The organism is Corallococcus silvisoli, from assembly GCF_009909145.1.
GTDB classification, from domain to species: domain Bacteria; phylum Myxococcota; class Myxococcia; order Myxococcales; family Myxococcaceae; genus Corallococcus; species Corallococcus silvisoli.
Genome location: NZ_JAAAPJ010000014.1, coordinates 38,249 through 63,857 on the forward strand (window position 1 = coordinate 38,249; position 25,609 = coordinate 63,857).

The window sequence follows — 25,609 nt, forward strand, 5'->3', positions numbered from 1 at the left end:
GGACATGACGACGGCGGGTGTGTGGCTGGCCTTGGGGCTGGCCCTGGGGAGCGCGGACGTGAAGTGGGAGCCACAGACGAGCGGGACGACGGTGCGGCTGCGCGGCGTCAGCGCGGTGGATGCGCGCGTGGCCTGGGCCAGCGGCGACAAGGGCACCTTCGTGCGCACCACGGACGGAGGGAAGACGTGGAAGGCGGCCACCGTGCCGGGCGCGGAGGGGCTCGACTTCCGTGACGTGGATGCCTTCAGCGAGCGCACCGCGTACCTGCTGTCCATCGGCGCGGGTGACAAGTCGCGCATCTACAAGACGACGGACGGGGGCGAGCACTGGACGCTCCAGTTCACCAACGCCCTGCCGGGCGCGTTCTTCAACGCGATGGCCTTCTGGGACGAACAGCACGGCATCGCGTTCAGCGACCCGGTGGAGGGACAGCTCGTCGTCATCACCACGGAGGACGGCGGCGCGACGTGGAAGCCGGCGCCGTCGGGAGTCCGGCCGGCCGCGCTCGCGGGCGAGGCGGGCTTCGCCGCCAGCGGCACGAGCATCGCCGTGCACGGCACGTCCGACGTCTGGTTCGGACTGGGGGGCTCGGCGGCGAGGGTGTTCCACTCCGCGAACCGGGGCCGCGACTGGAGCGTCGCGACGACGCCCATGGCCTCCGGCGAGGGCGCGGGCGTCTTCTCGCTGTACTTCTGGAGCCCGTCCGCGGGCATCGCGGTGGGCGGCAACTACAAGCAGCCGGAGGTGGCCACCGGCAACGTGGCCCTCACGCTGGACGCGGGGAAGAAGAAGTGGAGCGCACCCGCGGGCAACCCGCCCCACGGCTATCGCTCCTGCGTGGCCCCGCTCACGCGTGAGCGGAGGATGTGGCTCCTGGCGGTGGGCCCCACGGGTTCGGATGTGTCGAAGGACGCGGGAAGGAGCTGGGAGCCGCTGGACACCACCGGCTTCCATGCCGTGTCCACGCCGCCCCGGACTCGGGACACGGCCTGGGCGGTGGGCGAGGAGGGCCGCATCGCGAAGCTCGTCACCGCGGCTCCAGCGCCGGCCCCGAAGCAGCCGTAGGTCCTCCCCGGACGCCTCGGCTGGGGACAGGCGGACCGCTCGCGATGAAGGGGCTCCGCCTCGGGGCTCCGGGGCGGGGCGGCCATGCGCGAGGCACGCCTCTCGCGCGAAGACCGCACCTCCTTACGCCGGTGGCACCCGCGTCACGCCACCAGCAGCGCCGCGCCGATGATGCCGCTGTCGTCGCCCAGCTCCGCGTCGGCGATGAGCAGCCCCTCGCGCGAGGTCCGCGACGACCACTGCTGGATGCCGTCCAGCACTTGCCGGCGGATGCCCGGACAGTGTGTCAGCACACCGCCGCCCAGGAGCAGCCGCGCCGGGTTGAGCATCGTCACCTGGTTGGCGATGGAGAGCCCCAGGAAGTGGGCCGCCCGGTCGTGGATCTCCTTCGCCTTCGCGTCGCCCGCCTCCGCCGCCGTCTCCAGCGTCAACGGAGTGATGGAGTCCGCATCATCGCTGGTCAGCTTCTCCAGGATGCGAGAGCTGCCCGTCGCCATCAGCTCGCGCGTCTGGGCGATGAGGTTGTGACCGCCCGCGTACGCCTCCAGGCAGCCGTGCTCACCGCAGCCGCACAGCCGGCCGCCGGGGATCACCTTGATGTGACCCAGCTCGCCCGCCACGCCGCCGCCACCGTTCACCAGCCGGCCGTCCGCGATGATGGCGCTGCCCACGCCGGAGCCCACGAACACCACCAGCATGTCCTGCGCCCCACGCCCTCCGCCCGCGTGCAGCTCGCCCCACGCGGCCGCGGCCAGGTCGTTCACCACCTTCACGGGGAAGCCCAGCCGCTTCGTCAGCAGGTCGGCCAGGGGCACGTCGCGCCAGCCCAGGTTCGGCGCCACGGACACGACGCCGCTGTCCTTGTGGATCTGCCCGGCGGCGCCCACGCCGCAGCCGTCCACCTTCACGCCCGCCTTCTTCACCGCGGCATCCGCCGCCTGGGCGATGGTCTCCACCACCCCGGCCGGCTTGCGGTCTGGCAACGCGATCTTGGCGTTCGCGAGGATCACGCCCTTTTCATCCACCACCGCGGCGCGGACGAACGTCCCACCCAGGTCGATTCCCAGCGTCGGCATGGCCAGCTCCCTCCGTTGCGTGCGTGTGCTGCGCGTGAAGCGTCGGCTTCCTAGGCGCCGACTTCCTTCTGCGCCCGGGCGACGGTGCTCTCGATGAGCGCCTGGATCTCCTTCAGGCGCGGCTCGGTGCTGGCCTCGTAGCGCAGCACCAGGATGGGCTGCGTGTTCGACGCGCGGATGAGGCCCCAGCCGTCCGGGAACGTCACGCGCACGCCGTCCACGTCCACGACCTTGTGGCCCGCGTCCCGGAGGATCTCCGTGGCGCGCTTCACCATCGCGAACTTCTTCTCCTCCTTCGTGTCGAAGCGCAGCTCGGGGCTGGCGAAGGTCTTCGGCACGTCCGAGAGCAGCTGCGACATGGACTGCTTCTCGTGGGTGAGGATCTCCAGCAGGCGCGCGGACGCGTACACCGCGTCGTCGAAGCCGAAGTAGCGGTGCTTGAAGAAGATGTGGCCGCTCATCTCGCCGGCCAGCTCCGCGTGCTCTTCCTTCATCTTCGCCTTGATGAGGGAGTGGCCCGCCTTCCACATCACCGGCTTGCCGCCGTGCTTCGCGATGTCGTCGTACATCGTGTAGCTGCACTTCACCTCGCCGACGATGGCCGCGCCCGGGGACTCCTTCAGCACGTAGCGGCTGAAGAGCACCATCAGCTGGTCGCCCCAGAGCACGTTGCCCTGGTCGTCGATGACGCCGATGCGGTCGCTGTCGCCGTCGTAGGCGATGCCCACCTCCGCCTTCTCGCGCTTCACCGCGGCGATGAGGTCCTGGAGGTTCTCCACCACCGTGGGGTCCGGGTGGTGGTTGGGGAAGTTCGCGTCCATCTCACAGAACAGGGGCACCACGTCGAAGCCCATGCTCCGGAACAGCGGCACGGCGATCTCGCCGCCGGTGCCGTTGCCCGCGTCGATGACGATCTTCATGCCCTTGCGGCCCACCTTCACCGTCTGGCGGATGAAGTGGTTGTAGGGCGTGACGATGTCGTAGGGCGTCACCTGGCCGGGCTTGTTCGCGGTGGCGAAGTCCTTGGCCTCGATGATGCGGCGCAGCTCCTGGATCTCGTGGCCGTGGAAGGTCGTCTTGCCCGCGCCAATCTTGAAGCCGTTGTACTCCGGCGGGTTGTGGCTGCCGGTGATCATCGCCAGGCCGTCCACGGGCAGCGTGTTCGCCGCGAAGTACGTGAGCGGCGTCGGCACCACGCCCACGTCGTAGACGTCCAGGCCGGTGGTGGTGAGGCCCTTGGCGAGCGCGTCACGGAAGCGCGTGGAGGACTCGCGGCAGTCGCGGCCCACCGCGATGGAGGTGCCGCCCTTGCGGCGGATCATGGTGCCCAGGCCCAGGCCCAGGAGCTCCACCACCTCGATGGTGAGGTCCTTGTCCACCAGGCCTCGGATGTCGTACTCGCGGAAGATGTGCGCGTTCATGGCAGTGTCCCCACCCTCGTCTGGAACCGGGAGGGCGTAGCGGAAGGGGCCGGACACTACACGAGCGGGCCCGGGGGCTGCACACACCCGAACGCGCCCGGCCGACTGTTGAACGCACAGGCCACCCGGGAGTGGGGAACTACCCCCGGGAGTGGGTAATGGCCCCCATCAGGCCATGCCCCCTCCCATCCGGGCCCCCGCCTCCCCTGGCACCTGCCGCAACAGGGCCTGGTAGTGCTTCAGCCACGACGTGTTCAGCGGGTCCAGCTTGAGGGCCTCCGCGTACCGCTCCAGCGCGGCCGGGATGGCCCGTTGGACCTCCAACGCATGTCCCTGGGTGAACAGGGCGCGGGCCTTCGATTCGACCTCCGGCCGGGCCGCGAGGAAGGCGCTGCGCAGGGCCTCCAGGGTGGGTTCGGGGACCCCGGCGGCGACGCACCGGGCGAGCCCCGCCAGGTTGCCCCGGGTGGCGTCATGGCCGACGCGGGACAGCGGCTCGCCGAGCATGCGCTGCGCGGCCAGCACGCGGACGCGGAGGGCTTCAAGCGCCTGCCACTGCGCCGTGGGCAGCGGGCGGAGCTGGAAGGCGACCAGGCGTCGCAGGGCGGCCTGGGCGCGGTGGTGGATGTCCCCGAAGTCCGCGCCGGGCTTCGCGCCCAGCAGGGCGTAGGGGTCCCGGGCGACGGCCTCCGCGCGGGACAGCAGGCGGGCGAGCTCCGCGTCGGGGGCGGGCTCCGCGTCCTCGATGAGCGCGCGAGAGAGGAGCCGGCCCAGGGCGGGGGACTCGTCGGAGAAGTGGACGAAGACGCCAGCGGGCACGTTCCAGGTGCGCGCCTCGTCGAAGGTGACGTGGCGGACGACGTCGCAGGAGCCCAGGACCGTGTCGCCCCGGAAGGACACCTCCACGGTCAGGCGCGCGGCGAGCGGGGGCAGCGCGCCCTGGCATTCCGCGAAGAGGCCCTCGGGGGCGACGTCGCTCACGGAGACAGGCTGGAGGCCTTCGCCCGGTGTCAGGCCCAGGCGCACGCGCAGGTCCGCGAGCGCATCCGTGCGGGGCGCGGAGGCCTCCAAGGGAGCCACGGCGTCCGTCAGCGGCAGGGGCGTGGAGGCCGCGTCGAGCACCCGGTTCACGAGCGGAATGGGCGCGGCGTCCAGCGAGGGGGCCAGGGTCATGAAAGGGATGGCGGCGGCGCCCAGCGTGGACGTGGGGCTCACCGCGGGCATCGGCGTGACGGCCAGGGGCGAAGCCGGATCCACCAACAGGATGGGGGCACGGGACCGTGCGGTGTTCGTGTCCGAAGCCGCCTCGATGGGGGCGGTGCTCATGGCTGGATGGACCAGGAGGATGGGAGCCCCCGGAGCAGGAGCCGGGTGAGGGCCGGGCATGGCGCCGGAAGCGGTGGGGCCCGAGGAATCGGCCTCCGCGGCGACGGGCAAGGTGTGAAGCGCTGAAGGCGGCTCGGGTTCGGTGGGCTCCAGCAGTGCCACGGCCGAGGCCCAGAACGCGGCCACCTCCGCGCGCATGGCCACCTCACCGGCGCGGGTATTGGAGTGCGCGATGTCCGCCGCGCGCAGTGCCGCGTCCTCCATGGACGTGGCGACCCCGCCCCATTCGGGAACGTCCTCCACGATCTCGAAGTCCTCCGCCGCGTCGCGTTCCATCACGGAGCGCGTGACGGCGCCGGTCGAAGTGCCTCGCTGGGCCGCCCAGTTCGCGACGACATCATCGCCTGCCACGCCCTGAAACTTCATTCCGCTCGCGATGGCCTCCGCCGAAGCGTGGCGCGACTTCACTTCGCGCGTAGCGGCCTCTGTCGAAGCGCCGTGCGACTTCACTTCGCGCGTAGCGGCCTCTGTCGCAGCGCCGTGCGACTTCACTTCGCGCGTAGCGGCCTCTGTCGCAGCGCCGTGCGACTTCACTTCGCGCGTAGCGGCCTCTGTCGCAGCGCCGTGCGACTTCACTTCGCGCGTAGCGGCCTCTGTCGCAGCGCCGTGCGACTTCACTTCGCGCGTAGCGGCCTCTGTCGCAGCGCCGTGCGACTTCACTTCGCGCGTAGCGGCCTCCGCCGAAGCACCGAGCGGCTTCTCTCCGCTCGCGACGGCCTCTGTCGAAGCACCGCTCGACTCCGCTCCCTGCTGTGTCACGAACTCCTCGGAAACGTCCTCGCGCGCATCAGCCGCTGCGTTCCGCACGGGCGCGCTCAGGCCCAGTGACTGCGCGAGCGCCACACGGAAAGCCCAGGCACTGTCGAAGCGCTCCTCTGGACGCGCGGCCATCGCGCGCAGCAGCACGGTGGACAGCGCGGGCGGCACGCTCGCGTTGATGGCATGCGGCGGGAACAGCGCCACGTCCGCGGACCGCCCCAACCCGAACGGCAGCCGCCCCGTCACCAGCAGATACCCCGCCACGCCCAACGCATGCACATCCGCGCGCGGACCTCCACGCGTCCCCGCGCACTGCTCGGGCGCCATGAACGTAGGCGAGCCCACCATCACGCCCTGCGCGCGCTCCTCGGGCGACAGCGCCGCGTCCCGCACCCCACCCGCGCCGAAGTCGCGCACCCGCACGTGCCGCGCACCCTTCGCGTCGCGCGCGACGACCAGCGCATCCAGCGTGAGGTCCCCATGCACCAACCCCCGCGAGTGCGCCGCCTCCAGCCCCGCGAGCGCCTGATCCAACACCTCCCCCACCTCCACCGGCGACAACGGCAGGGGCATCGCGCTCAGCGGCTCCCCCTCCGGCGCCTCCATCAACACGCACGGCAGGCCCCTCGGCCCCGGGCGCACATCCAGCACGCGCGCCACGTGGCGGTGCACCACGGAGCGCTGGGCCAGCGCCTCCGCGATGAACCGCGAGCGCACCGCCGGCCGCGCCGCCAGATGCGCATGCAGCACCTTCACCGCGAAGCGGTGCCCCGTGGGCACGTACTCCGCCAGGTACACCGACGCCACCGCCCCCACCTCCCACCGGCGCTTCAGCAGCAACGGCCCGTGCCGCTGCCCCTCCAGCGAATCCCCCGGGACCGGTGGCGGTGCGACGGGGCAGGCCTCCCCGTTCCGGTGCTCTCCCACGCAGCGCTTGCAGCCCATCGCCATCCCCGCCTGACGCCCCGGGAATGGGGCGGACCCGGGGTGGGCTTGCAACCTCCGCGCCCCATGCCCGGGGGCCACCTCCGTCCACCCGGCGACACTCCAACGTCCCAAAGTGCCATCGAACCCCGCAAAACGAACCGGGGCTCCCTGTAGAAATGACAGGAAGCCCCAGGAAGAAAGGTGTGGGGAGGAGACAGGCGGCGGAGTCGCCTCGGGGCCTACAGCAGCTTCTTGCGCTTCTTCGCCTTGAGCGCCTCGACGACCTTCCGGACGTCCTGGCTCTTGTCCTTGGGGACGACGAGCACGGCGTCACCGGAGTCCACCACCACCACGTCGTGCATGCCCACCACGGACAGCGTGCGCTTGTCCGCGAGCACCACGCAGTTCGTGCAGTCCACGAGCACCGCGTCGCCGGAGACGACGTTGCCCTGCGCATCCGCGGGGCGCACTTCCGGGATGGCGGCGAAGGAGCCCACGTCGGACCAGCCGAAGTCGCCGTCCAGCACCGCGATGTTCTCCGCCTTCTCCATCACGCCGTAGTCGATGGAGATGGAGGGCAGCTTCGGGAACACGCGCTTGAGCACCGCCGGGAAGGTGCGCTTGCCCACGGCGCCCTGAAGCGCCTCCAGGCCCTTGCGCATCTCCGGCATGTGCTTCTGGAAGGCCGCCAGCATCACGTCCGCGCGGAAGACGAAGATGCCGCCGTTCCACAGGTAGTCGCCGCCGGCCACGTAGGCCTGCGCCGTCTGCAGGTCGGGCTTCTCCTTGAACGCCTTCACGCGGCGGCCGCCGCCCTCCAGCGCGTCGCCGACCTGGATGTAGCCGTAGCCCGTCTCCGGACGCGCGGGCTTGATGCCCAGCGTGACGATGTGGCCCCCTTCCGCGATGCGCGCCGCCTCCGCGAGCGTGCGCTGGAAGCCCTTCACGTCCGCGACGTGGTGGTCCGACGGCAGCACCGCGAGCACGCCCTGGGGGTCGCGCGCGGCCACCTGGAGCGCCGCGAGCGCGATGGCGGGCGCGGTGTTGCGCGCCACCGGCTCCACCAGCAGGTTGCCCTTGGGCAGGCCCTTCACCAGCTTCGCGGCCGTCTTCGCGTGCACGGGGCCGCACACGATGAAGGTGTTCTTCACCGGCGCCAGCCCCCTGAGGCGCTGGGCGGTGTCGGTGAGCAGCGGCTGCTTGGAGGCCAGCGGGAGGAACTGCTTCGGACGGGCCTGGCGTGACAGCGGCCAGAAGCGGGTGCCGGAGCCTCCGGCCATGATGACGGGGTAGAGGGCCATATGCGGGTGCGTGCTCCTAGGGACACGCCGGGCCACACCCGGCGCGAACGGCGGCGCACCATAGCGCTTCGCGCCGCCCGCGAAAGGGGGCCCGGCCGCCTGCCCCCCAAGGGATGGGGCGCGACAATGTGGGCAGAGTTTTGACCCGCCCCCGAAAAGCCAGTCTCATGCCCCGGCGTTGAGCCTCAAGCCCACATCCACCGGATGGACGCTGGCCTTCACCGTGCTCCTGGCGGTGGGGTTGTCCCTGGCGCCATTGCCGGAGAAGTTCCGCCCCCTCCCCACCCTTCGACAGGAAGGTTCGCTCGGGCCCAAGCTGGCGGCGCTCGTGCTGCCCGCGTCCCTGCGCGGGGTGAAGGCCCCGCGTCCACCCGCCGACGCGCTGGCGCCGGACGCCCCGGCTTCCGCGCTCGCGGAGGCGGACACCGCCGTCAACGACACGAACCCCAAGGCGGGCCCCGTCGTGGGCGAGGCCCCGGCCGTGCCCGGCATCGGCCTGGAGGAGCTGAGCGCCCCCACCCTGGCGAACGCGCTGGAGCTGGAGGCGCTGCGCGAGCGCATGGGCGCGAAGCACGTGGACATCGAGCTCAACTGCCGCAAGGCGCGCGCGGACGGCACCTGTGAGGAGGACGGGCTGGCGCCGTTCATGCGGGCGCTCGGGGACCTGCGCTCGGACGCGCGGCGCACGCCGGTGCGGGTGGTGCACCTGGGCGACTCGCTGATCGCCTCGGACTACATCACGGACCTGGTGCGCGACCGGCTCCAGGAGCGCTTCGGTTCGGGCGGCCCGGGCTTCCTCTACATCCACCGGCTGGCGAGCGCCGGCCGCGCCACGCGCGCGGGCACCGCGAGCACGGACGGCTGGAAGATGGAGCGGCTGGTGGACACGCACTGGCCCAAGGACCGCGTGGGCTGGACGGGCGTGGCCTTCTCCACGAGCGGACCGGCGCAGGCCACCCGCTACTCGGTGGAGGGCGCGCGCGAGGCGGAGCTGTTCTTCCTGGCCCAGCCCGCCAATGGCGCCGTGCAGGTGGCGGTGGACGGCAAGAACACGCAGCGCCTCCAGACGCGCGCGTTCGGCCCCAAGTCGGAGGCGGCCTTCGCCCGGCTGAGGCTCCCGGAGGGCGCGAAGACGCTGACGCTCACCGCCAGCGGCAAGACGGAGCTGCACGGCGTGGCGGTGGAGTCGGGCACGCCGGGCGTCGTCTACGACACGGTGGGCCTGCTGGGCGGCATGGCGGAGGTGTACCTGCGCGCACAGCCCCAGGCGTTCCGCGCGCAGCTCAAGCACCGCAAGCCGTCGCTGGTGGTGTTGATGGTGGGCGGCAACGAGGCGTTCTTCCTGTCGCGCGAGCGCACCACGGTGGACGAGGTCCGCTCGCAGATGAAGGAGCTGGTGTCGCGCGTGCGCTCGGCGGTGCCGGACGCGGCGTGCCTCGTGATGTCGCCCATCGACGCGGGCGTGCGCACGATGAGCGGAGAGCTCGTCACGCGCCGGCACTCGGCGGAGGTGACGGAGGTGTTCCGCGAGGAGGCGCGCAACGGCGGCTGCGCCTTCTACGACACGCTGGCGGCGATGGGCGGCGAGGGCTCCGCGCTCAAGTGGCTGGAGTCCGGCCTGATGCTGGAGGACCTCGTGCACCCGCGCGTGCGCGGCTCCAACCTGCTGGGCCACCTTTTCGACCTGGCGTTGCAGCGGGCCTTCGCGCGCACGCATCCGCCCCACGTGCCGGGCACGGACCTGAGCGGCCTGCAGAACGCCACGCCCGCGCTGCTCCACACCTTCGAGTCGCTGGCCCGCCGCGACTCCGGCGCGAAGCTGCGCGTGGGCATCGCGCAGCTGGGCGCGTCGCACACGGCGGCGCACTTCTTCTCCGACGCGGTCCGCGACGCGCTGACGAAGCGCTTTGGCGACGCGGGCCGGGGCTTCATCGCGGCGGGCAAGCCTTCGCCCCGGCTGGAGGCGGCGCACGTGTCGCGCACGCTGGACGGCCCGTGGACGGTGGAGGACGCGAGGAGCACGCCAGGCGGCCTCTGGGGCCTCACCGGCATCCGCGCGGTGGGCGCGCCCGGCGCGAGCCTGGGCATCTCCTTCTGCGAAGGCTGCGCTGCGGACAAGGACCGGCAGGGCCGGCTGGACCTGTACGCGCTGGACGCGCCGGGCGCCGCGTCGCCGGACATCACGGTGGACGGCGAGGCGATTCCCCCCGAAGCGCCGCCTCCTGAACCGCTGACGCACCCCACGGTGCGCATCCGCTCCTTCCCGGTGACGGGCGTGGCGCACACGGTGCAAGTGACGGTGCCGGAGGGTGGCGGGAGCGCGACGGTGCTGGGCGCGGCGCTGGAGTACGACACGCCAGGGCTGGTGTACGACGCGCTGGGCCTGCCCGGCGCCACGGTCTTCACGGCGCGGGACATGGACGCGGCGGCGCTGGACGCGCAGCTCTCGGCGCGCCGCCCGAACCTGCTGGTGTTCTGGTACGGCACCAACGAGGCGGAGCTGCCGGGCCTGGACGCGGACGGCCTGCGCCACGACTACGCGGCGCTGGTGTCGCGCCTGCGAAAGGCGACGGGCGCGGAGTGCCTGATCATCGGCCCCACGGACCGGCTCGAGCAGGACGCGGACGGCCGGTGGGCGGAGGCGCCGTCGCTGGGGAAGGTGCTCGCGGTGGTGCCGCAGGTGGCGAAGGACGCGGGGTGCGCGTACTGGTCCGCGCGAGCGGCCATGGGCGGTGAGCGCGCCATGCAGCGCTGGCAGCGGCAGCCGGAGCCGCTGGGCCACTCGGACGGGGTGCACCTGACGCCCGCGGGCTACGGCGTGCTGGCGAACGCGTTCGTGAAGGACCTGATGGCGGCGTACGAGTCCACGAAGAAGAAGGGCGGCGAGCCGACAGCCTCCGCCGCGGGAGCGCCCTGAGCCGTGCTGTCCCACAGCCTCCAGTACGTCGTCTTCGTCATCGGGGTGTTCGCCCTCTACTGGGCGGTGCACCGGTACTACTGGCCGCGCATGCTGGTGCTGCTCGGGGCCAGCCTGCTGGTGTATGCGTCGTTCCTGCAGGTCTCGCTGCCGGAGCTCGCGGGCGGCCTGCCCGTCGGGGTGCTGGCGGTGAAGCTGCTGCCGCTCCTCATCTTCCTGGCGGGCGTGACGGTCGACCACCTGCTGGTGAAGGGCATGGGGCGCACGGACCAGCCGGGCGTGCGCAAGCTGCTGGTGGTCGTGTCCGTCGTCTCCAACCTGGGGCTGCTGGCGGGCTTCAAGTACCTGGAGCTGCTGCGCAAGACGGCGGTATCGCTGCTGGGCCCCTGGGGCGTGGAGGTGCGCACGGAGCCCTTCCACTTGCTGTTGCCGGTGGGGCTGGCGTTCTTCGTCTTCCAGTCCATCAGCTACACGGTGGATGTGTACCGGGGGAAGGCGAGCCCGGAGCACTCGTTCGTGGAGCACCTGCTCTACATGCTGTTCTTCCCGCGCGTGCTGAGCGGGCCCATCGTGCGGGCGTCGGAGCTGATGGCGCACTTCCGCGAGGTGCCCACGCTGTCGTCGGATGACGGGAACAAGGCGCTGTTCCGCATCGCGGTGGGGCTGGTGAAGAAGCTGGTCATCGCGGACGTGCTGGGCAGCGGCATCGTGGATCCGGTGTTCAGCAGCCCGCATGCGTACTCGTCGGCGGAGTGCGCGGTGGCCGCGGTCGCGTACACGCTGGAGCTGTACTACGACTTCTCGGGGTACTCGGACATCGCGATTGGCGTGGCGACGCTGTTCGGCTTCAAGTTCCCGGAGAACTTCGCGCGGCCGTATCTGGCGAAGAACCTCTTCGAGTTCTGGAACCGCTGGCACATGAGCCTGTCGTCGTGGCTGCGGGACTACCTGTACATCCCGCTGGGCGGCAACCGGCGCTCGAAGGCGCGGGTGTGTTTCAACCTGATGATGGTGATGGTGCTGGGCGGCCTGTGGCACGGGGCGGACTGGCGCTTCGCGGTGTGGGGCGCGGTGCACGGCGTGGCGTTGTGCGCGGTGCGGTGCTGGTGGTGGTTCAAGGGCAAGGAGCAGGAGCCGGGCCCGGTGCGCGTGGCGTTCGGGATGTTGGCCACGTTCACGCTGGTGGTGCTGACGCGCGTGGTGTTCCGGGCGCCGGACATGGCGCACGCGAGTGAGTTCTACGCGCGGATGATGCAGGGCATCCCGGGGCTGGCGAACGTGGGCCCGCTGGTGTGGAGCATGCTGGCCATCGCGGTGGCGGCGCACGCCGTGCCGATGAAGGTCTACGACGTCGCGGCGCTCGCGTTCCTCAAGCTGCCGGCGCCCGCGCGGGCGGTGGTGCTGGTGCTGCTGGGGCTGGGCATCAAGCAGCTCTCCACGATGGAGACGCGGCCGTACGTGTATCTCCAGTTCTGACCTTCGACGGTTGATGGGGGCCTGGGACGCACGCTGAAGAGCCCCCCATGACCAACGAGGCCAGCAGCTCCGGGCTCATCCTCTACCAGACCGAAGATGGGCGAACGCGCATCCAGTGCCGCTTCGAGGGAGAGACCCTCTGGCTGACCCAGGCACAGATGGCGGAGCTGTTCCAAACGACCCCGCAGAACGTCACCCTGCACCTGAAGGACATCTTCGCGGAGGGTGAACTCGACGAGGCGGCAACTTGTAAGTCGTATTTACAGGTTCGACAGGAGCGCTCACCCCTCCATCGACTCCACCATCTTGAAGCTCGGAGCGCAGGGAGTAGAGCCTGGAACTCGCACAGGCCAGTCCGGATACGAGAGCCAGGAGAAGCGCGCGCCGCAATGAAACCTCCATGGCTTCTTGACCTGCCTCGTTGAAACAAGCCGACCCATCCAGAATGCCAGTGGAAGGAGGCCGAGGTGAATCCCCTCCACATCCCCTGTGCTGGTGCAGCTGCGGTATGAACACCGTGCCATGCGCCGTGCACCGCCGCAGAGGGGTCCGTCCCCGCCTCCGTCCCGCTTCCGCCGACGCCTGCTGGCGGTGATGCTGCTCGCGGGCCTCATCCCGCTGGCGTTGCTGGGTGCGCTCGCCCAAGGCGTGCTGGAGCGCGTGCTCTCCGTCTCCATCGCTCCCGTGGAGGGTGTACTGGACGGCGTGTCCGAGGAGCTCATCCGCCGCGGCCTGCCACCGGACACCCTCGACGAGGCGCGGCTGAACCTGGCGCAGGCGGAGCTGGCGCGGCGTGCCCTCGTGCGCCGCGTGCCCGTCTTCATCGCCGGAGTCGGCATCGTGGCCGCCGTCGTGCTCGCCGTGTCCGCGGTGCTCCTCGGCCGCGTGCTCACCCGCCCCATGTCCACGCTCCTGGAGGGCATGCGGGCCTACTCGCGCGGCGACCTGTCCGTCCGCCTCCCCGTCCCCGAACCCGCGCGCGACGAACTCCAGTTCCTGATGGGCCAGTTCAACCGCATGGGCCACGAGCTGCTGGCCCAACAGGAGCGCCTCAAGGCCGCCGAGCAGATCGCCGCGTGGCAGGACGTCGCACGCGCCCTCGCCCACGAGCTGAAGAACCCCCTCACCGCAATGAAGCTCTCCCTCGCGCGTCTGTCCCGGCAGGATGCCAGCACCCCGCCCGACCCCGCGCGCCTCACCGAAGCGGTGGCGCTCCTCCAAGAAGAGGTGGACCTGCTCATGCGCATGACCCAGAGCTTCTCCACCTTCGCCCGCCTCCCCGCCCCCCGCTTCCAGGACGTGTCGCTGCGCGTCCTGCTCGCGGAGGTGTGCACGCTGTACGCGGGCACCTCCCCCGTGCCCGTGGTGCTGGAGCCCGGCGAGGACGTGTCGCTGCTCGCGGATCCGGACGGACTGCGCCGCCTCTTCGGCAACCTGGTGAAGAACGCCACCGAGGCCTCCCCGCCAAACGCACCTCCCGTGCGCGTCGCACTCCACACGGAGGAAGACGGACGCGTGCACGTCACCGTGCGCGACGGCGGCAGCGGCGTCTCCGGCGTGCTGGAGGGCCCCGTCCTCACCCGAGGGCTGTTCAGCACCAAGCCCGGTGGCAGCGGACTCGGCCTGCCCATCGCGCAGAAGATCGCCCACGAACATGGCGGCACCCTGCGCCTGGAGCCGGGCCCCCAAGGTGGCACCCAGGCGCAGGTGACGCTGCCGCGCACTCTCTCCTCCGAATCCTCCGGGGTGGCCGCGTGAAGCCCGGGGCCCGCATCCTCCTCGTCGACGACGACCCCGGCGTGCTCCGGGCCGTGCGCGGGTTGCTGGAGGACGAGGGCTTCTCCCCCCTGGAGGCCCGCTCCACCGCGGACGCCATGCGCCTGCTCGAAGCGCAGGACGCGCCTTTCGCGCTGATGCTGCTGGACCTGCGCATGCCGGGCGAGACAGGCCTGGAGCTGCTGGCGCGCCTGCCCAAGCCGCTGTCCGTGCCCGTGGTGGTCCTGTCGGGAGAGGCCTCTCCGTCGGAGGCGGTGCAGGCGCTGAAGCTGGGGGCCACGGACTTCGTGGAGAAGCCCCCCTCTCCCGAGCGGCTCCTCACCGCCATCCACAACGCGCTGGCGCTGGGCGCGCTGCGCGAGGAACGGGAACGGCTGCTGGACGCGCTGGCCCGGCCGGGACACCTGGTGGGCGACAGCCCGGCCATGGACGCGCTGCGCCAGCTCATCGCGCGCGTGGGCCCCAGCGACTCGGCGGTGCTCATCACCGGCGAGACGGGCACGGGCAAGGAGCGCGTGGCGCAGGCGCTGCACAAGGCCTCCGGACGCAAGGGCCGGCTGGTGGCGGTCAACTGCGCGGCCATCCCCGCGACGCTGCTGGAGAGCGAGCTGTTCGGCCACGAGCGCGGCGCCTTCTCCGGCGCGGTGTCACGGCGGGTGGGCCGGGTGGAGCAGGCGCAGGGCGGCACGCTGTTCCTGGACGAGCTGGGAGACATGCCGCTGGAGCTCCAGGCCAAGCTGCTGCGCGTCCTGGAGACCCGTCAGGTCGAACGGCTGGGCGGCACGCTGCCCGTGCCCGTGGACGTGCGCATCCTCGCGGCCACGCACCAGGACCTGGGCCGCGCGGTGAGCGAGGGCCGCTTCCGGCAGGACCTCTTCTTCCGACTCAATGTGCTGCCGCTGCACCTGCCGCCCCTGCGCGAGCGCCCGGAGGACCTGCTGCCCCTCGCGCGCGTCTTCGCCGCGGAGCTCGCGGGGCCCCGCACGCCGCTCGTGCTCGCGCCGGGAGCGGAGGCCGCGCTCCGCGCCTACCCGTGGCCCGGCAACGTGCGCGAGCTGCGCAACGTCATCGAGCGGCTGAACCTGCTCCGCGGCGACGGCCCGCTGGAGCTGCGCCCGGACGTGGTGGCCTCGCCCACGAGCGCCACGCCCGCGCCGCGCAGGACGTTGGGCGACAAGAGCTACCGCGAACAGGTGGAGGACTTCGAACGGGACCTGATCCGCGCCGCGCTCCGCGAGGGAGAGAGCATCGCCGGGGCCGCGCGCCTCCTCCAGGTGGACCGCGGCAACCTCTACCGCCGCATCAAGGCCCTGGGCCTGCCCCTCTCCTCCTGACCGGGACGCGGAAGCCGCGTGATGTCACCGCCACAACCGCCCATGACATCCGGATGTGTCCATGACATCCGCCGACCCCATCGCCCTTCGTCGTTCCGGGCACTTGCCGTGGGCCCCTGCCTGGAACGGCGCATGCTCCTGCCTCCCGCCATGAACCGTCTCGCACTGGCACTCTGCTTCGTCTCGCTCGCGGCCCTGGCCCAACCACCCCCACCGGATGCCGGCATGCCGGACGCCGTCACCGCGCCCCGTCCTCCACCGGAAGACGAAGCGCGAGAGGACTCCGACACCTCGACGTGTCCCGACTCCTTCAACAACGATGACGGGGCGTTCACGGACGCCAAGGTCCTCGCGCCCACGCAGGTGGAGGTCGACGGCCGGGGCCTCACCCCCATGGGGATGGAGCTTCGCGGGCTCCAGCGGCTCACCGACGCGCAGGTGCGCAAGCTCGTGGGAGCGCCGCCCGCGGACGACACGCGCGCCCTGTCGGGCAGCGAGGTGCAGACCTTGCTGCATCGGCTGGCGCGCACCGGCCTCTTCGCCCGCGTGGAGCCTCGCGTTCGCGTCAGCGAGCAGGGGCCCGCCTTGCTCGAGGTCCTGCTCACGGAGAACCCCACCGTCACCTCGGTGGAGTTCGAGGGCCTTCAGGACCTCCGCCCGGACGAGCTGCGGGACGCGCTGCTCGTGCTGCCGTCGCGCTTCCCCGGCGTCGACGATGCGCAGGACCCGGAGGAGCAGAGCGCCACACTGCGATTCCACAAGCGCCGCGGGACGCTGAGGGTCGTCACCCCGTGTCCGATGCCGCGCCCGCCCCGGCGGTGGCTGGCGCGCACGGAGGCCGGAACGTTCCGCCCCGGCATCATGCTGGGCGGCCTGGATGCCGCGCTCGAGCGCGCGCTGAACACCCTCCGGGAGGACGATGGCTACCTGCTGGCGACGTTGAGCGCCACGCTGTCCCCCGAGGGACGGCTGGTCGTGAAGGTGGACGAGGGCCAGCTGGAGGCCGTGGAGGTCCGGGGCGTGGACGCGGCGATGGCGGTACGCGTCCAAGAAGCGCTGGGCCTGGAGCCGGGCGACGTCTTCCTGCGCAGCGATGCCCGCCGCGCCATGGAGCGGCTGGAGTCGCGGCTGCCCTTCCTGAGGGCCGACGAGGGCGAGGACCTCCAGGAGCGGCGCGGGAGCGTGCGCATCGTCGAGGAGCGCGACGCCGACGGCACGCGGCGCTTCCGCACGCAGGAGGAGGCGCGGCGCGAGTCGCGGCGCCGCGAGCACGTGGACTTCGAGGTGGGCTGGCGGCGCCTCTTCCACGGGTGGGACGGCGGGAGCGATGGCCTCACCCTGGAGGGGAAGCGGCTGGTGGTGCACATGCGCCCGCGGCGTCCGGACCTGGACGTGGACCTGCTGCCCGTGCACACGCAGGTGACGGGCTTCGCGCCAGGGCTCTCCGCGAGCCTGCGCTTCTTCGACTCCAAGGACCGCGTGCACACGACGCTGGAGGGGGCCTTCTTCATCCCCCTGCGGCTGGGCGGGCAGCGCCTGCCGGATGATCCGGAAGGCACCCGCCGTCAGCGCCACGTCAACCTGCTGGGAGGCGTCAAGGTGCAGTTGCCCGCGCTGGGGCTCGCGGAGCTGGGCGCGCAGGCGCACGACTTCATCGACACGCTCGACCGCTGGCGGCTGGGCGACTTCGACTCGTACTTCTATTCGTTCCTCATCAACCGGCCGGACCGGGACTACTTCCGCCGCCAGGGCTTCGTGGCCTTCGCCACCTGGCGCTGGGCGCGGGCGTGGCTCGCGGGCGTGGAGGTGCGTGGAGACACGGTCAGCACGCTCCAGTCCTTCACTCCGCCCCTCAGCCTCTTCCGGCGCGGCACCGCGCCCTTCCCGAACGCGCCGGTGAACGAAGGGCGCTTCCGCTCGGCGGTGGTGCGCCTGGAGTACAGCGGCAACGCGGAGCGCGACACGCGCGTGGGCTCCCTCTTCCGCACGCCGGAGACGCCGCTCTTCGAGCACCTCGAACGCCGGAAGCGTGACCCCTCGCTGCGCGGCTTCGTGACGCTGGAGGTGGGCGAAGGCCCTGGAGCCATCGGCCAGAACGAGCGCTTCTGGAAGCTGGTGGGCGACGTCGCCATGGACATGCCCGTCAGCTGGCACACCGGCCTGAGCCTGCGCCTGCGGGCCGCGACGGGCCACAACCTGCCCCTCCAGAAGCAGGAGGCGCTGGGCGGCTGGAGCGCGCTGCGCGGCTTCGGCTTCAAGGAGTTTCGCGACGGCGACAGCTCGGTGCTGGCGAGCGCGGAGTACCGCTGGCACGGCCTGGGCGTCTTCGCGGACCTGGGTTCGGTGCACACCGCGGGGGCGTGGACGGACGCGCAGCTGGGCCTGGGCGGCAGCTTCCACTTCGGCGACGGCGTGCGCTTCGAGGCCGCGTGGCGCATCGACGACCAGGTCCGGGTCACGCCCGAGGCGCGGCTGCTCTTCGTCCGGACCTTCTGAGCCATGGGAAGGTTCGAGACACAGCGAAGGCGTGGCGCGGCGCTCGTCGTCGCGGCGGGCCTGCTCGCCTCCGGTGTTCGGGCGGAGGAGGCCTCCGCCTCCTGCACCGCGACGGTCTCCGGACGGCGCGTGGTGGTCCGGCCGGAGGCGAGCGCCTTCATCTCACCCGAACTGGACCGGCTGATCCGCCTGGGCCTCGCGGGGAAGCTGGAGGTGGAGCTGACGCTCTGGCGGCGCCGCGCCTTCTGGTTCGACACGCGCGTGGACAGCGCGCGCGTGACCCAGGTGCTCGCGTTCACCCGCGCGAGCTACCTGCTGGATGGACGGCTCCTGACGGAAGGCGTGGGCACGCTGGAGCTGGAGCGCGTGGCCTGGACGCTGGATGCGCGGGTGGCCACGGACGAGCACTTCTTCGTGCAGGTGGAGGTGCGGCTGCACGTCGTGACGGCCGCCAGCCTGGGCCGCATGGCGCGGTGGCTCACCCAGGGGGAGGCGCCGGACGCGGACTCCGAGGTCCGGACACCGCTGCTGGGGAGCCTGTTGCGCTCCGTCGCGGAGGACCTCGCGCGGCAGGCGTCCACCCGCTGCGACGTGAGCCGGCAGCCTTGAGAGCGGCGCCTGCGCGATGCCCTCTCCGGTCGCGGCAGGCGCCTTCTCCAGCGCCTCGCAAGAAACGTCCCCTGGGCCGCGCGGCTCAGGGGCCGGCAGGCAGGGGAGCGTCCAGCAGGTCGCGCACGTCCGGCACGTCCACCACGAGCTGAAGGAAGTTGCGCAGGATGCGCGCCGTGGCGCCCCAGATGACGTGCTCGCCGTGCGTGTAGAAGTGCACGTCGTGCTCCAAACCCTCCCACATGTGGCGCTCCACGCGCACGATGGACGGGTCCAGCAGCGCCGCCAGCGGCACCTCCAGCACCAGGTCCACCTCCATCGGATTCGGCACGTACTTCCCGTCACCGGGGATGACGCCCACATAGGGACGGATGCGGTACGACGACGTCGTCGGCGTCTCGTCCAGCAGGCCCAGGACGCGCACGTCGCCGCGCGCGATGCCCAGCTCCTCCTCCGTCTCGCGCAGCGCCGTCTCCAGCGGAGTGACGTCCCGCGCCTCCTGCCCCCCGCCCGGGAACGCGTACTGGCCCGCGTGCGTGCGCAGGTTCGTGGGCCGCCGGGTGAAGAGGACGTAGGGCACGCCCTGCCGCTCGAACAGCGGCAGCAGCACCGCGGCCTCGCGCAGCGCCCGGCCAGGCAGCTCGAACGTCCGCGCCGGCCGCGCCTTCAGCCGCGCCTCCAGCGCATCGAACAGGACCTCCACGCGCACGACCTACCCCTTCCTCAATCCGTGACCTGCTTCTCCACGGGCGGCTTGGTTGGAGCCTCGGGCGTGGCCAGGTTCTCCACGCCGGACATCGGCTTGAGCACGCTCGCCTGCAACAGCCCCAGGAGCAGCACGCCCAGCGCGATGCGGTACACCACGAACACCAAGGTGGTGCGCCGCTTCAGGAAGCTCAACAGCCAGGCGATGGCGCCCATGCCCGACACGAACGCCACCAGCGTCCCCACCACCAGGGCCATCGTGGATGGACGCTCCGTCGCCTCCAGCAGGTGCTTGAGCTCGAAGATGCCCGCCAGCGTCGTCGCCGGGATGGACAGCAGGAACGAGTAGCGCGCCGCGTCCTCGCGCTTGAGCCCCAGCGACAGGCCGCCCGTGAGCGTCGTGCCGGAGCGCGACGAGCCCGGCACCAGCGCCAGGGCCTGCCACAGGCCAATGAGGATGCCGTCCCGCCACGTCATGTCCGCGACGGTGCGCGAGTGCGACGCGCGCTTCTCCACGATGAACAGCACCACCGCCAGCACGATGAGGCTGCACGCGATGATGTAGAGCGACCGGAACTGCGTCTCGATGAGCTTCTTGAACGCCAGCCCGCAGATGCCGATGGGCAGCGTGCCCACGCCCACGAACCACGCGAGCCGCGCCTCCAGCGTGCCGAACGGGTCGCGCTTCACCAGGCCCACGACGAACGCCTTCACCAGCGCGACGATGTCCTTGCGGAAGTAGATGAGCACCGCGGCCACCGTGCCCAACTGGATGATGGCCGAGTACGCCGCCCCCGGGTCTGGCCAGCCGAACAGCTCTGGCGCGATGCGCAGGTGCGCGGTGGAGCTGATGGGCAGGAACTCCGTGAGACCCTGGACCAGACCCAGGACGATGGCTTCAAGCAGGCTCATAGGGGGCGTGGGCGCCAGGGATATGCCCTGCCCCCCTGCCCCGCAAGCGCGAAGGTTCCCCACCCCGCCTTCCGGGTCCGCCACCCGACCGTCCGGCCTCCGAACCCGGGTAGGCTCCACCCCTCCATGCCGCCCGTCCCCCTGTGCCCCTGCTCCAGCGGCCAGCGCTACCGCCAGTGCTGCGCCCCCTTCCACCGAGGCGAGGCCGAAGCCCCCGACGCCGAGCGCCTCATGCGCAGCCGCTACAGCGCCTTCGCCCAGCGCGACGCCGCCTACCTGTGGAAGACACTCCACCCCGACCACCCGATGCGCGCCCGTCCAGAAGCGGACGCCGTGCGGGAGCTGCGCGCCTTCGCCCAGGCCCACCAGTACCCGGGGCTGGTGGTGCTGGGACACCAGCCACCGGACGCGTCGGGGCTCGCCCGCGTCCTCTTCTTCGCCAAGGTGTTCGAGAAGGGGAAGGACCAGTCCTTCGTGGAGCGCTCCGACTTCCGCCACGACGGCACCGGCTGGCGCTACCTGGACGGCGTCCTCAAGCTGCCGCGCGAGCTGGCCGTGCCTCCTGAGTCCCTGACGCTCGACACCTTCCCCGTGGGCTGACGGCGACCGCGAAAAGCCCCCGTCAGGATTTTCGCGGGCCCTCGTCCCTGGGAGTGCTGCCCGGCCGGAGAGGCCCTACACGCTCTGGTAAGGCTCCACCATCATGGGGCTCGCGGTTCGAATCCGCTCTGGCCTGAAACGCCACCCAATCGCGGCTTCTCCACTCGGGCAGCATCCTTTTCTCCCTCCGTCACCGCTCGGACCTCGCGTCCCTGTCGAGTGACGAGAGGTCCCGGTCATCACCGTCGCCACCTGGAGCGCCATCCGCGCCCAGCGACACGATGGCCGGGCCCCCCTTGTCCAGCGTGTACATGGAGTCGTTGCCCCACGGGTCGAGGGGGAGCGCGGGGAGGATCCGCTGCTCCACCAGCGCGCAGTCCCGTGTCCGGCAGCCGGCCCTTCTGTATCGCGTAGAGCTGGAGGGCGCCCCCAGCGCCCCGAAATCCATCGTCACGCGCTGCTGCTTCGCGGTGCCCAACTGTCCAATCACCGCCACGCCCACGGCGGCGGCGATGAGGCCCAGGATGGTGATGACGACCATGATCTCAATCAACGTCATGCCACGACGGCGTCGCTGCTGTTTGTCCATGTCTGTCTTTCCGACGCGCTGACAGCGCAGGCCACTGTCAGCGTGTCCTCACGAAGAGCCCGGAGGCACGGCGCCCCACGCGCCGGCTCCGGGGGAGGACCTGAGCAATCCCCTCATTTGAAATTTCCCCTCGGAGAACCCGTGAGCGGCCGAGCAGGCGGGCTCAGAGGGAGAAATGAGAATGAGGGGATGCTTCAGGGTGCCAATGCCGCCACCCACTCCAGCAAGAAGAGGAAGAAGGCGCTGGGGGCACTGGGCGAGCGGCTGGTGCTGCACTTCCTGCCGCCGTACTGCCCGGAGGGCAACCGCATCGAGCGCGTGTGGTCATTTAGCCTGGAAGAACCAGCTGCGCCGCCTTCGCGTCCGCGATGAGCGCAGGGACGACGTCCCCTTCGGCTTCCTCGTCCCCGGTTTCCGCATCATGCTCCTGCACCGCCGCTGCTCTGACATTTGTTGGGAGCCGCCACATGACTATGCATTGCGTCATCCCCCAAAGCGCGAATTCCACGATGTCCCCTTTCATAACATTCGCATCAGGAGGTAGTCTCCACCCTGCGCCGGGGGAGCGGTTCCCCTCGGCGTAGACCGAAAGGGAGACACCATGAAGATCCTCAAGGCGTTGAGTGACCGCTTCTTGAAGTTGTTCCTGTCCGAGCTTCCCGCAGGTGCCTGTGTTCCGACCCACGGCGAGTGCTGTACCGCCAAGGGGCTGTCCCACAGCTGTACCGGGCCCTGCGTCAAGTCCACTGTCTGCTGATTCCTGCTTCATGACCATGACTGGATGTGAGCCATTCACGTCCAGCCGTGGTTTTCACAAGGGCTTCCGTTGAACGCGGTCAATCTAGGCTGTCGACTGATGCTGGCCATCGTGTTCGCGCTCGCCGCGTTGGGAAAGGCGCGCGGACACAAACCCTTTGAAGAATTCATCCAGACACTCGAGAACTTTGGCCTTCCGCGCTTTCTGGCCGGGGCGCCGCTGGCGGCCACGTTGATCCTGGCGGAAGCCACCTCCGCGCTGCTGCTCCTGGTGGGCATGGGGGCGGGGTACGTGCTGGCGCTGCTGCTGCTGGCGGGCTTCACGCTGGGGCTCGCGTGGGTGATTCACCGGGAAAAGAAGGTCGCGTGCCGGTGCTTCGGTGCCAGCAACGCTCCCGTCAGCGCGGCGCACCTGGTTCGCAATGGGCTGTTGCTGGCCATCACGGTCATTGGAGCGGTGACCCACGCGGCCGGCTCGGGTGGGCTGGCGGTGGGAATGGGCGTCATCGCGGGGACGGTCGGCGCCCTGGCGGGGCTCTTCGTCACGCGCTGGGATGATCTGGTGTTCTTGTTTCAAGGACCGCAGTCGCTGGCTGCGTTGTCGCGAACCCGACGAGACTGAGGCAGCCGATGGTCGAAACGCTTGTCGTGGGTGGTGTCGTCCTCGCCGTGCTGGTGGTGGCCAACCTGTTGCTGACCCTCGCGCTCGTCGGTCGGCTGCGCGCGCTTCAGGAGATGGTGGCCAACCAGGTCGTCCTGCGCGACCCGGCGTTGCCGCAGAAGGGCGATACGGTCGGCCGCTTCGAGGCCACCACCGTGGAGGGCGAGTCCTTTACGGATGCCGCCCTGCGGGAGGGACGGACGCTGGTCGGCTTCTTCGCCGCGGGCTGCCGGCCTTGCGCCTCGGTGCGCAAGCAGCTCCTCGAGTCGCCTCCCGGAGTGCCGCTCATGGCGTTCATCGAAGGAGACCCTGGCGACCCGGACACGGTGGCACTGGGTGCGTCATTGAAGCATATGGCCCGGGTGGCGTTGTTGTCCGAGGGTGACTCCGTCACGCGGGCCATCAAACAGGCGGGCTATCCCACGCTCGTCCTCGTCGACGAGGGCGTGGTCGCGGCCTCGGGGCACTACCTCCACGAAGTCCTGACATGAGCGAGCCGCACGGGGAGCGGGGGCCCCTGCGCGACTTGTCGCGCACGGTGGGCGCGGCCGTGGCGCTCCAGTGGCGCGCGGCGCCGCTGGCGTCCGGGTTCGCCTTCCTCCTCACGCTGTGCACCGGCTCCGTGGCCGCCGTGGGCGGCTGGCTCACCAAGGAGTTGCTGGATGAGCTGGGCCGCGGGGACCTCGCCGACCCGCAGCGGACGCTCACGCTGGCGGTGGGCGCCGCCTCGGTGGCCGGCGGCTCCATGGCCATCCTCAACGTCTCCGAGTACCTGTCCGGAGTGATTCGCTGGGGCGTCACCCTCGAGGTCGAGCGCTCCCTCTTCGCGAAGGTGGCGGCCCTGGAGGGCCTGCACCACTTCGAGGATCCCGCCTTCCATGGCCGCTTGCGGCTCGCGGAGGAGGCCGCCCGGGACGCGCCCCAGCAGCTCATCGAGTTCGTCAGGGCCATCCTTCGCATGATGGTCTCGGTGGGGACGCTGAGCGCCGTGGTCCTGGCGGTGTCGCCCCCCATGGCGCTGTTGCTGGTGCTGGCGGGTGGCGTGGCCCTGATGGCCCAGCTCGTGCGCAGCCGGTGGCTGGTGGAGCTGTCAGCGGCACTGGTGCCGACGTATCGCTGGCGCGACTTCTACCATTCGCTGCTGGTGGACGTGCGGGCGGCCAAGGAGAGCCGGCTGTTCGGATTGGGGGAGCTGCTGCTGGAGCGGATGGTGGCATCGCTGCGCAAGGCGGCGGACCGCGAAATGGCCGTGACCCGCAAGGGGCTGGCCGTACAGGCGGCGCTGTCGGTGCTCACCGCCGGAGTGGCGGCGGCCGGGGCCTTCATCGTCGCCCGGGGCGCGCTCCAGGGGCGGCTCCAGATTGGAGATGTCTCGCTCTTCCTCGCGGCCGTGGCGGGCATCCAGGGCGCCTTCAACGGGCTCCTCTCGCAGGTCGAGTTCGCGAGCCGCAGCGTCCAGACCTTCAAGAACTACCTCGACATCATCGACCTGCCGGTCCGCGCGCCGGAGGCTTCGCGTCCGGTGGCGCGGCTGCGGCACGGCATGGAGCTGCGCGACGTCTGGTTCCGCTACGACGCCAGCGGCCCATGGGTGCTGCGGGGGGTGAGCCTTTTCATTCCAGCGGGGGGCTCGGTAGGACTCGTTGGCGTCAACGGTGCCGGCAAGAGCACGCTGGTGAAGCTGCTGTGCCGCCTCCATGACGCGGAGCGCGGCCAGGTCCTCTGGGACGGAGTGGACGTCCGCGAGCTGGATGCCCAAGCGCTGCGGCGGCGGATGACGGCGACATTCCAGGACTTCATGACGTATGACTTCACCGCGGCGGAGAACATCGGCCTGGGGGACCTGGACCGGCTGAAGGACGCGGCGCGAATCCGCGACGTGGCACGGCTGGCGGAGATCGACGAAAAGCTCGCCTCGCTCCCCTCGGGTTACGACACGCTGCTGAGCCGCGTGCTCGAAGGGGAGGACGAGGACATGCCGGTGGGCGTCTCGCTTTCCGGAGGCCAGTGGCAGCGACTGGCGCTGGCGCGGGCCCTGATGCGCGAGGACGTCGACCTGCTGGTGCTGGACGAGCCAAGCTCCGGCCTGGACGCCGCCGCCGAGTTCCACATCCACCGGACCCTGGCGCGACACGGGGAGGGGCGGGCACGGCTGCTCATCTCCCACCGGATGAGCGCGCTGCGAAGCGCGGACACCCTCTTCGTCCTCTCCGAGGGCCAGATCATCGAGCAGGGCTCGCATGACACGTTGATGGCGATGGGCGGCGAGTACGCGCGCCTGTTCACGCTCCAGGCGAGCGGCTATCAGGACGAGCGCGTCGCATCACGGGCGAGCCCGAAGGAGGTCGCATGATGCTCATGGCGATGGGCCTGGGGGCCGCGCTTCTCGTGGCGGGGGCCGGGGTCGCGTCCTGGGCGCGACGCCGCTGGATTGTCGTCGCGGTGCAAGGCAACAGCATGTCGCCCACGCTGCATGACGGGCAGCGGCTCGTCGCGAGGCGGCTGGACCGTTCGAAAGGCCATGCGCGTTCAGATGTCGTCGTCTTCCTGATGCCCGCGGCGCAGCGCGCGACGTTGGGCGATGAAGCGCTCCCCTACCTCGTCAAGCGGGTGGCCGCCGTGGCGGGAGACCCGGTGCCGGACTGGGCCCGGGCGGCCCTCGGTGCCAACGGCCAGACGCGCGTCCCTCCCGGCAAGGTGGTGGTGTCCGGAGACAATGCAGTGAGCCAGGACTCACGGCAGTTGGGCTACATCGACGCGGAGACCCTCATCGCCATCGTGCGGCTCTGACGCGCGGAGGCGCTGGACGTGAGGATGGGGGCAGTGCACGCAGCGAGAACAC

The 25,609-nt window shown here is 71.0% G+C and carries 20 protein-coding genes; 13 read left to right on the forward strand and 7 right to left on the reverse strand.

Annotation, left to right across the window (positions count from 1 at the left end; translation table 11 throughout):
* Window positions 1-4: 4 nt before the first annotated feature.
* Window positions 5-1,066 carry a WD40/YVTN/BNR-like repeat-containing protein gene (locus GTY96_RS26235; protein WP_161666167.1) on the forward strand — a complete coding sequence of 354 codons (1,062 nt, stop codon included), beginning with the start codon at window positions 5-7 and terminating at the stop codon, window positions 1,064-1,066.
* A gap of 143 nt (window positions 1,067-1,209) precedes the next feature.
* On the opposite strand, the gene GTY96_RS26240 is transcribed toward GTY96_RS26235, so the two are convergent.
* The 4 genes from GTY96_RS26240 to GTY96_RS26255 all read right to left on the reverse strand — a co-directional run bounded on the left by GTY96_RS26240 (window position 1,210) and on the right by GTY96_RS26255 (window position 7,936).
* The gene (locus GTY96_RS26240; protein ID WP_143902529.1) at window positions 1,210-2,142 is read right to left on the reverse strand and encodes an ROK family protein; all 933 of its coding nucleotides are present in this window, start codon (window positions 2,140-2,142) and stop codon (window positions 1,210-1,212) included.
* A gap of 50 nt (window positions 2,143-2,192) precedes the next feature.
* Window positions 2,193-3,563: a phosphomannomutase/phosphoglucomutase gene (locus GTY96_RS26245; RefSeq protein ID WP_143902531.1), complete on the reverse strand. Its 1,371-nt coding sequence runs from the start codon at window positions 3,561-3,563 to the stop codon at window positions 2,193-2,195.
* A 168-nt stretch (window positions 3,564-3,731) separates the two neighbouring features.
* On the reverse strand, window positions 3,732-6,659 hold the full coding sequence (locus tag GTY96_RS37895) for a protein kinase domain-containing protein (protein ID WP_235685877.1): 2,928 nt from the start codon (window positions 6,657-6,659) through the stop codon (window positions 3,732-3,734).
* Window positions 6,660-6,874: 215 nt separating this feature from the next.
* On the reverse strand, window positions 6,875-7,936 hold the full coding sequence (locus tag GTY96_RS26255) for a mannose-1-phosphate guanylyltransferase (RefSeq protein ID WP_143902533.1): 1,062 nt from the start codon (window positions 7,934-7,936) through the stop codon (window positions 6,875-6,877).
* Between the two features lie 178 nt (window positions 7,937-8,114).
* On the opposite strand from GTY96_RS26255, the gene GTY96_RS26260 reads away from it, so the two are divergent.
* From GTY96_RS26260 to GTY96_RS26285, 6 genes are all read left to right on the forward strand, one after another.
* A complete protein-coding gene (locus GTY96_RS26260; protein ID WP_161666168.1) occupies window positions 8,115-10,853 on the forward strand; it encodes a GDSL-type esterase/lipase family protein in 2,739 nt (912 codons plus the stop codon).
* Between the two features lie 3 nt (window positions 10,854-10,856).
* Window positions 10,857-12,329, forward strand: a complete 1,473-nt coding sequence (locus GTY96_RS26265; protein WP_161666169.1) for an MBOAT family O-acyltransferase — start codon at window positions 10,857-10,859, stop codon at window positions 12,327-12,329.
* 522 nt (window positions 12,330-12,851) lie between these two features.
* Entirely contained in the window at window positions 12,852-14,087 is a 1,236-nt protein-coding gene (locus GTY96_RS26270; RefSeq protein WP_161666170.1) for a sensor histidine kinase, read from the forward strand.
* Window positions 14,084-15,439: a sigma-54-dependent transcriptional regulator gene (locus GTY96_RS26275; protein WP_161666171.1), complete on the forward strand. Its 1,356-nt coding sequence runs from the start codon at window positions 14,084-14,086 to the stop codon at window positions 15,437-15,439. The genes GTY96_RS26270 and GTY96_RS26275 overlap by 4 nt, the downstream gene beginning before the upstream one ends.
* 132 nt (window positions 15,440-15,571) lie before the next feature.
* Window positions 15,572-17,935, forward strand: a complete 2,364-nt coding sequence (locus GTY96_RS26280; RefSeq protein WP_235685878.1) for a BamA/TamA family outer membrane protein — start codon at window positions 15,572-15,574, stop codon at window positions 17,933-17,935.
* 3 nt (window positions 17,936-17,938) lie between these two features.
* Window positions 17,939-18,544 (forward strand): hypothetical protein, encoded by a 606-nt coding sequence (locus GTY96_RS26285; RefSeq protein WP_143902544.1) that lies wholly within the window; start codon window positions 17,939-17,941, stop codon window positions 18,542-18,544.
* 85 nt (window positions 18,545-18,629) lie between these two features.
* Here GTY96_RS26285 and GTY96_RS26290 read toward each other — a convergent pair whose 3' ends face one another.
* Complete coding sequence (locus GTY96_RS26290) at window positions 18,630-19,253, reverse strand: NUDIX hydrolase (protein ID WP_161666172.1); 624 nt, start codon at window positions 19,251-19,253, stop codon at window positions 18,630-18,632.
* A gap of 14 nt (window positions 19,254-19,267) precedes the next feature.
* Entirely contained in the window at window positions 19,268-20,161 is an 894-nt protein-coding gene (locus tag GTY96_RS26295) for an undecaprenyl-diphosphate phosphatase (RefSeq protein WP_143902548.1), read from the reverse strand.
* A gap of 126 nt (window positions 20,162-20,287) precedes the next feature.
* Here GTY96_RS26295 and GTY96_RS26300 point away from each other — a divergent pair, with 126 nt between their 5' ends.
* Complete coding sequence (locus GTY96_RS26300; RefSeq protein ID WP_161666173.1) at window positions 20,288-20,761, forward strand: YchJ family protein; 474 nt, start codon at window positions 20,288-20,290, stop codon at window positions 20,759-20,761.
* Between the two features lie 190 nt (window positions 20,762-20,951).
* On the opposite strand, the gene GTY96_RS26305 is transcribed toward GTY96_RS26300, so the two are convergent.
* Window positions 20,952-21,350 carry a prepilin-type N-terminal cleavage/methylation domain-containing protein gene (locus tag GTY96_RS26305; protein WP_407926982.1) on the reverse strand — a complete coding sequence of 133 codons (399 nt, stop codon included), beginning with the start codon at window positions 21,348-21,350 and terminating at the stop codon, window positions 20,952-20,954.
* Window positions 21,351-21,539: 189 nt separating this feature from the next.
* Here GTY96_RS26305 and GTY96_RS26310 point away from each other — a divergent pair, with 189 nt between their 5' ends.
* The 5 genes from GTY96_RS26310 (at window position 21,540) to GTY96_RS26330 (ending at window position 25,557) form a co-directional block, all read left to right on the forward strand.
* Window positions 21,540-21,722 carry a transposase gene (locus GTY96_RS26310; RefSeq protein WP_235685879.1) on the forward strand — a complete coding sequence of 61 codons (183 nt, stop codon included), beginning with the start codon at window positions 21,540-21,542 and terminating at the stop codon, window positions 21,720-21,722.
* A 454-nt stretch (window positions 21,723-22,176) separates the two neighbouring features.
* Window positions 22,177-22,728: a MauE/DoxX family redox-associated membrane protein gene (locus GTY96_RS26315; protein WP_235685880.1), complete on the forward strand. Its 552-nt coding sequence runs from the start codon at window positions 22,177-22,179 to the stop codon at window positions 22,726-22,728.
* An 8-nt stretch (window positions 22,729-22,736) separates the two neighbouring features.
* A complete protein-coding gene (locus GTY96_RS26320) occupies window positions 22,737-23,258 on the forward strand; it encodes a TlpA family protein disulfide reductase (RefSeq protein WP_143902554.1) in 522 nt (173 codons plus the stop codon).
* Entirely contained in the window at window positions 23,255-25,120 is a 1,866-nt protein-coding gene (locus tag GTY96_RS26325; RefSeq protein WP_161666174.1) for an ABC transporter ATP-binding protein, read from the forward strand. Before GTY96_RS26320 ends, GTY96_RS26325 begins: the two co-directional genes overlap by 4 nt.
* A complete protein-coding gene (locus tag GTY96_RS26330; RefSeq protein WP_235685881.1) occupies window positions 25,117-25,557 on the forward strand; it encodes a S26 family signal peptidase in 441 nt (146 codons plus the stop codon). The genes GTY96_RS26325 and GTY96_RS26330 overlap by 4 nt, the downstream gene beginning before the upstream one ends.
* The last annotated feature ends 52 nt before the right edge of the window (window positions 25,558-25,609 follow it).

Bases quoted from the DNA above. Each gene is read 5' to 3' on its own strand.
- GTY96_RS26255 (WP_143902533.1), bottom strand. From the start codon at position 7,936: ATGGCCCTCTACCCCGTCATCATGGCCGGAGGCTCCGGCACCCGCTTC.
- GTY96_RS26330 (WP_235685881.1), top strand. From the start codon at position 25,117: ATGATGCTCATGGCGATGGGCCTGGGGGCCGCGCTTCTCGTGGCGGGG.
- GTY96_RS26240 (WP_143902529.1), bottom strand. From the start codon at position 2,142: ATGCCGACGCTGGGAATCGACCTGGGTGGGACGTTCGTCCGCGCCGCG.
- GTY96_RS26285 (WP_143902544.1), top strand. From the start codon at position 17,939: ATGGGAAGGTTCGAGACACAGCGAAGGCGTGGCGCGGCGCTCGTCGTC.
- GTY96_RS26245 (WP_143902531.1), bottom strand. From the start codon at position 3,563: ATGAACGCGCACATCTTCCGCGAGTACGACATCCGAGGCCTGGTGGAC.
- GTY96_RS26325 (WP_161666174.1), top strand. From the start codon at position 23,255: ATGAGCGAGCCGCACGGGGAGCGGGGGCCCCTGCGCGACTTGTCGCGC.
- GTY96_RS26320 (WP_143902554.1), top strand. From the start codon at position 22,737: ATGGTCGAAACGCTTGTCGTGGGTGGTGTCGTCCTCGCCGTGCTGGTG.
- GTY96_RS26310 (WP_235685879.1), top strand. From the start codon at position 21,540: ATGCTTCAGGGTGCCAATGCCGCCACCCACTCCAGCAAGAAGAGGAAG.
- GTY96_RS26305 (WP_407926982.1), bottom strand. From the start codon at position 21,350: ATGGACAAACAGCAGCGACGCCGTCGTGGCATGACGTTGATTGAGATC.
- GTY96_RS26300 (WP_161666173.1), top strand. From the start codon at position 20,288: ATGCCGCCCGTCCCCCTGTGCCCCTGCTCCAGCGGCCAGCGCTACCGC.
- GTY96_RS26280 (WP_235685878.1), top strand. From the start codon at position 15,572: ATGCTCCTGCCTCCCGCCATGAACCGTCTCGCACTGGCACTCTGCTTC.
- GTY96_RS37895 (WP_235685877.1), bottom strand. From the start codon at position 6,659: ATGGCGATGGGCTGCAAGCGCTGCGTGGGAGAGCACCGGAACGGGGAG.
- GTY96_RS26235 (WP_161666167.1), top strand. From the start codon at position 5: ATGACGACGGCGGGTGTGTGGCTGGCCTTGGGGCTGGCCCTGGGGAGC.
- GTY96_RS26270 (WP_161666170.1), top strand. From the start codon at position 12,852: ATGCGCCGTGCACCGCCGCAGAGGGGTCCGTCCCCGCCTCCGTCCCGC.
- GTY96_RS26295 (WP_143902548.1), bottom strand. From the start codon at position 20,161: ATGAGCCTGCTTGAAGCCATCGTCCTGGGTCTGGTCCAGGGTCTCACG.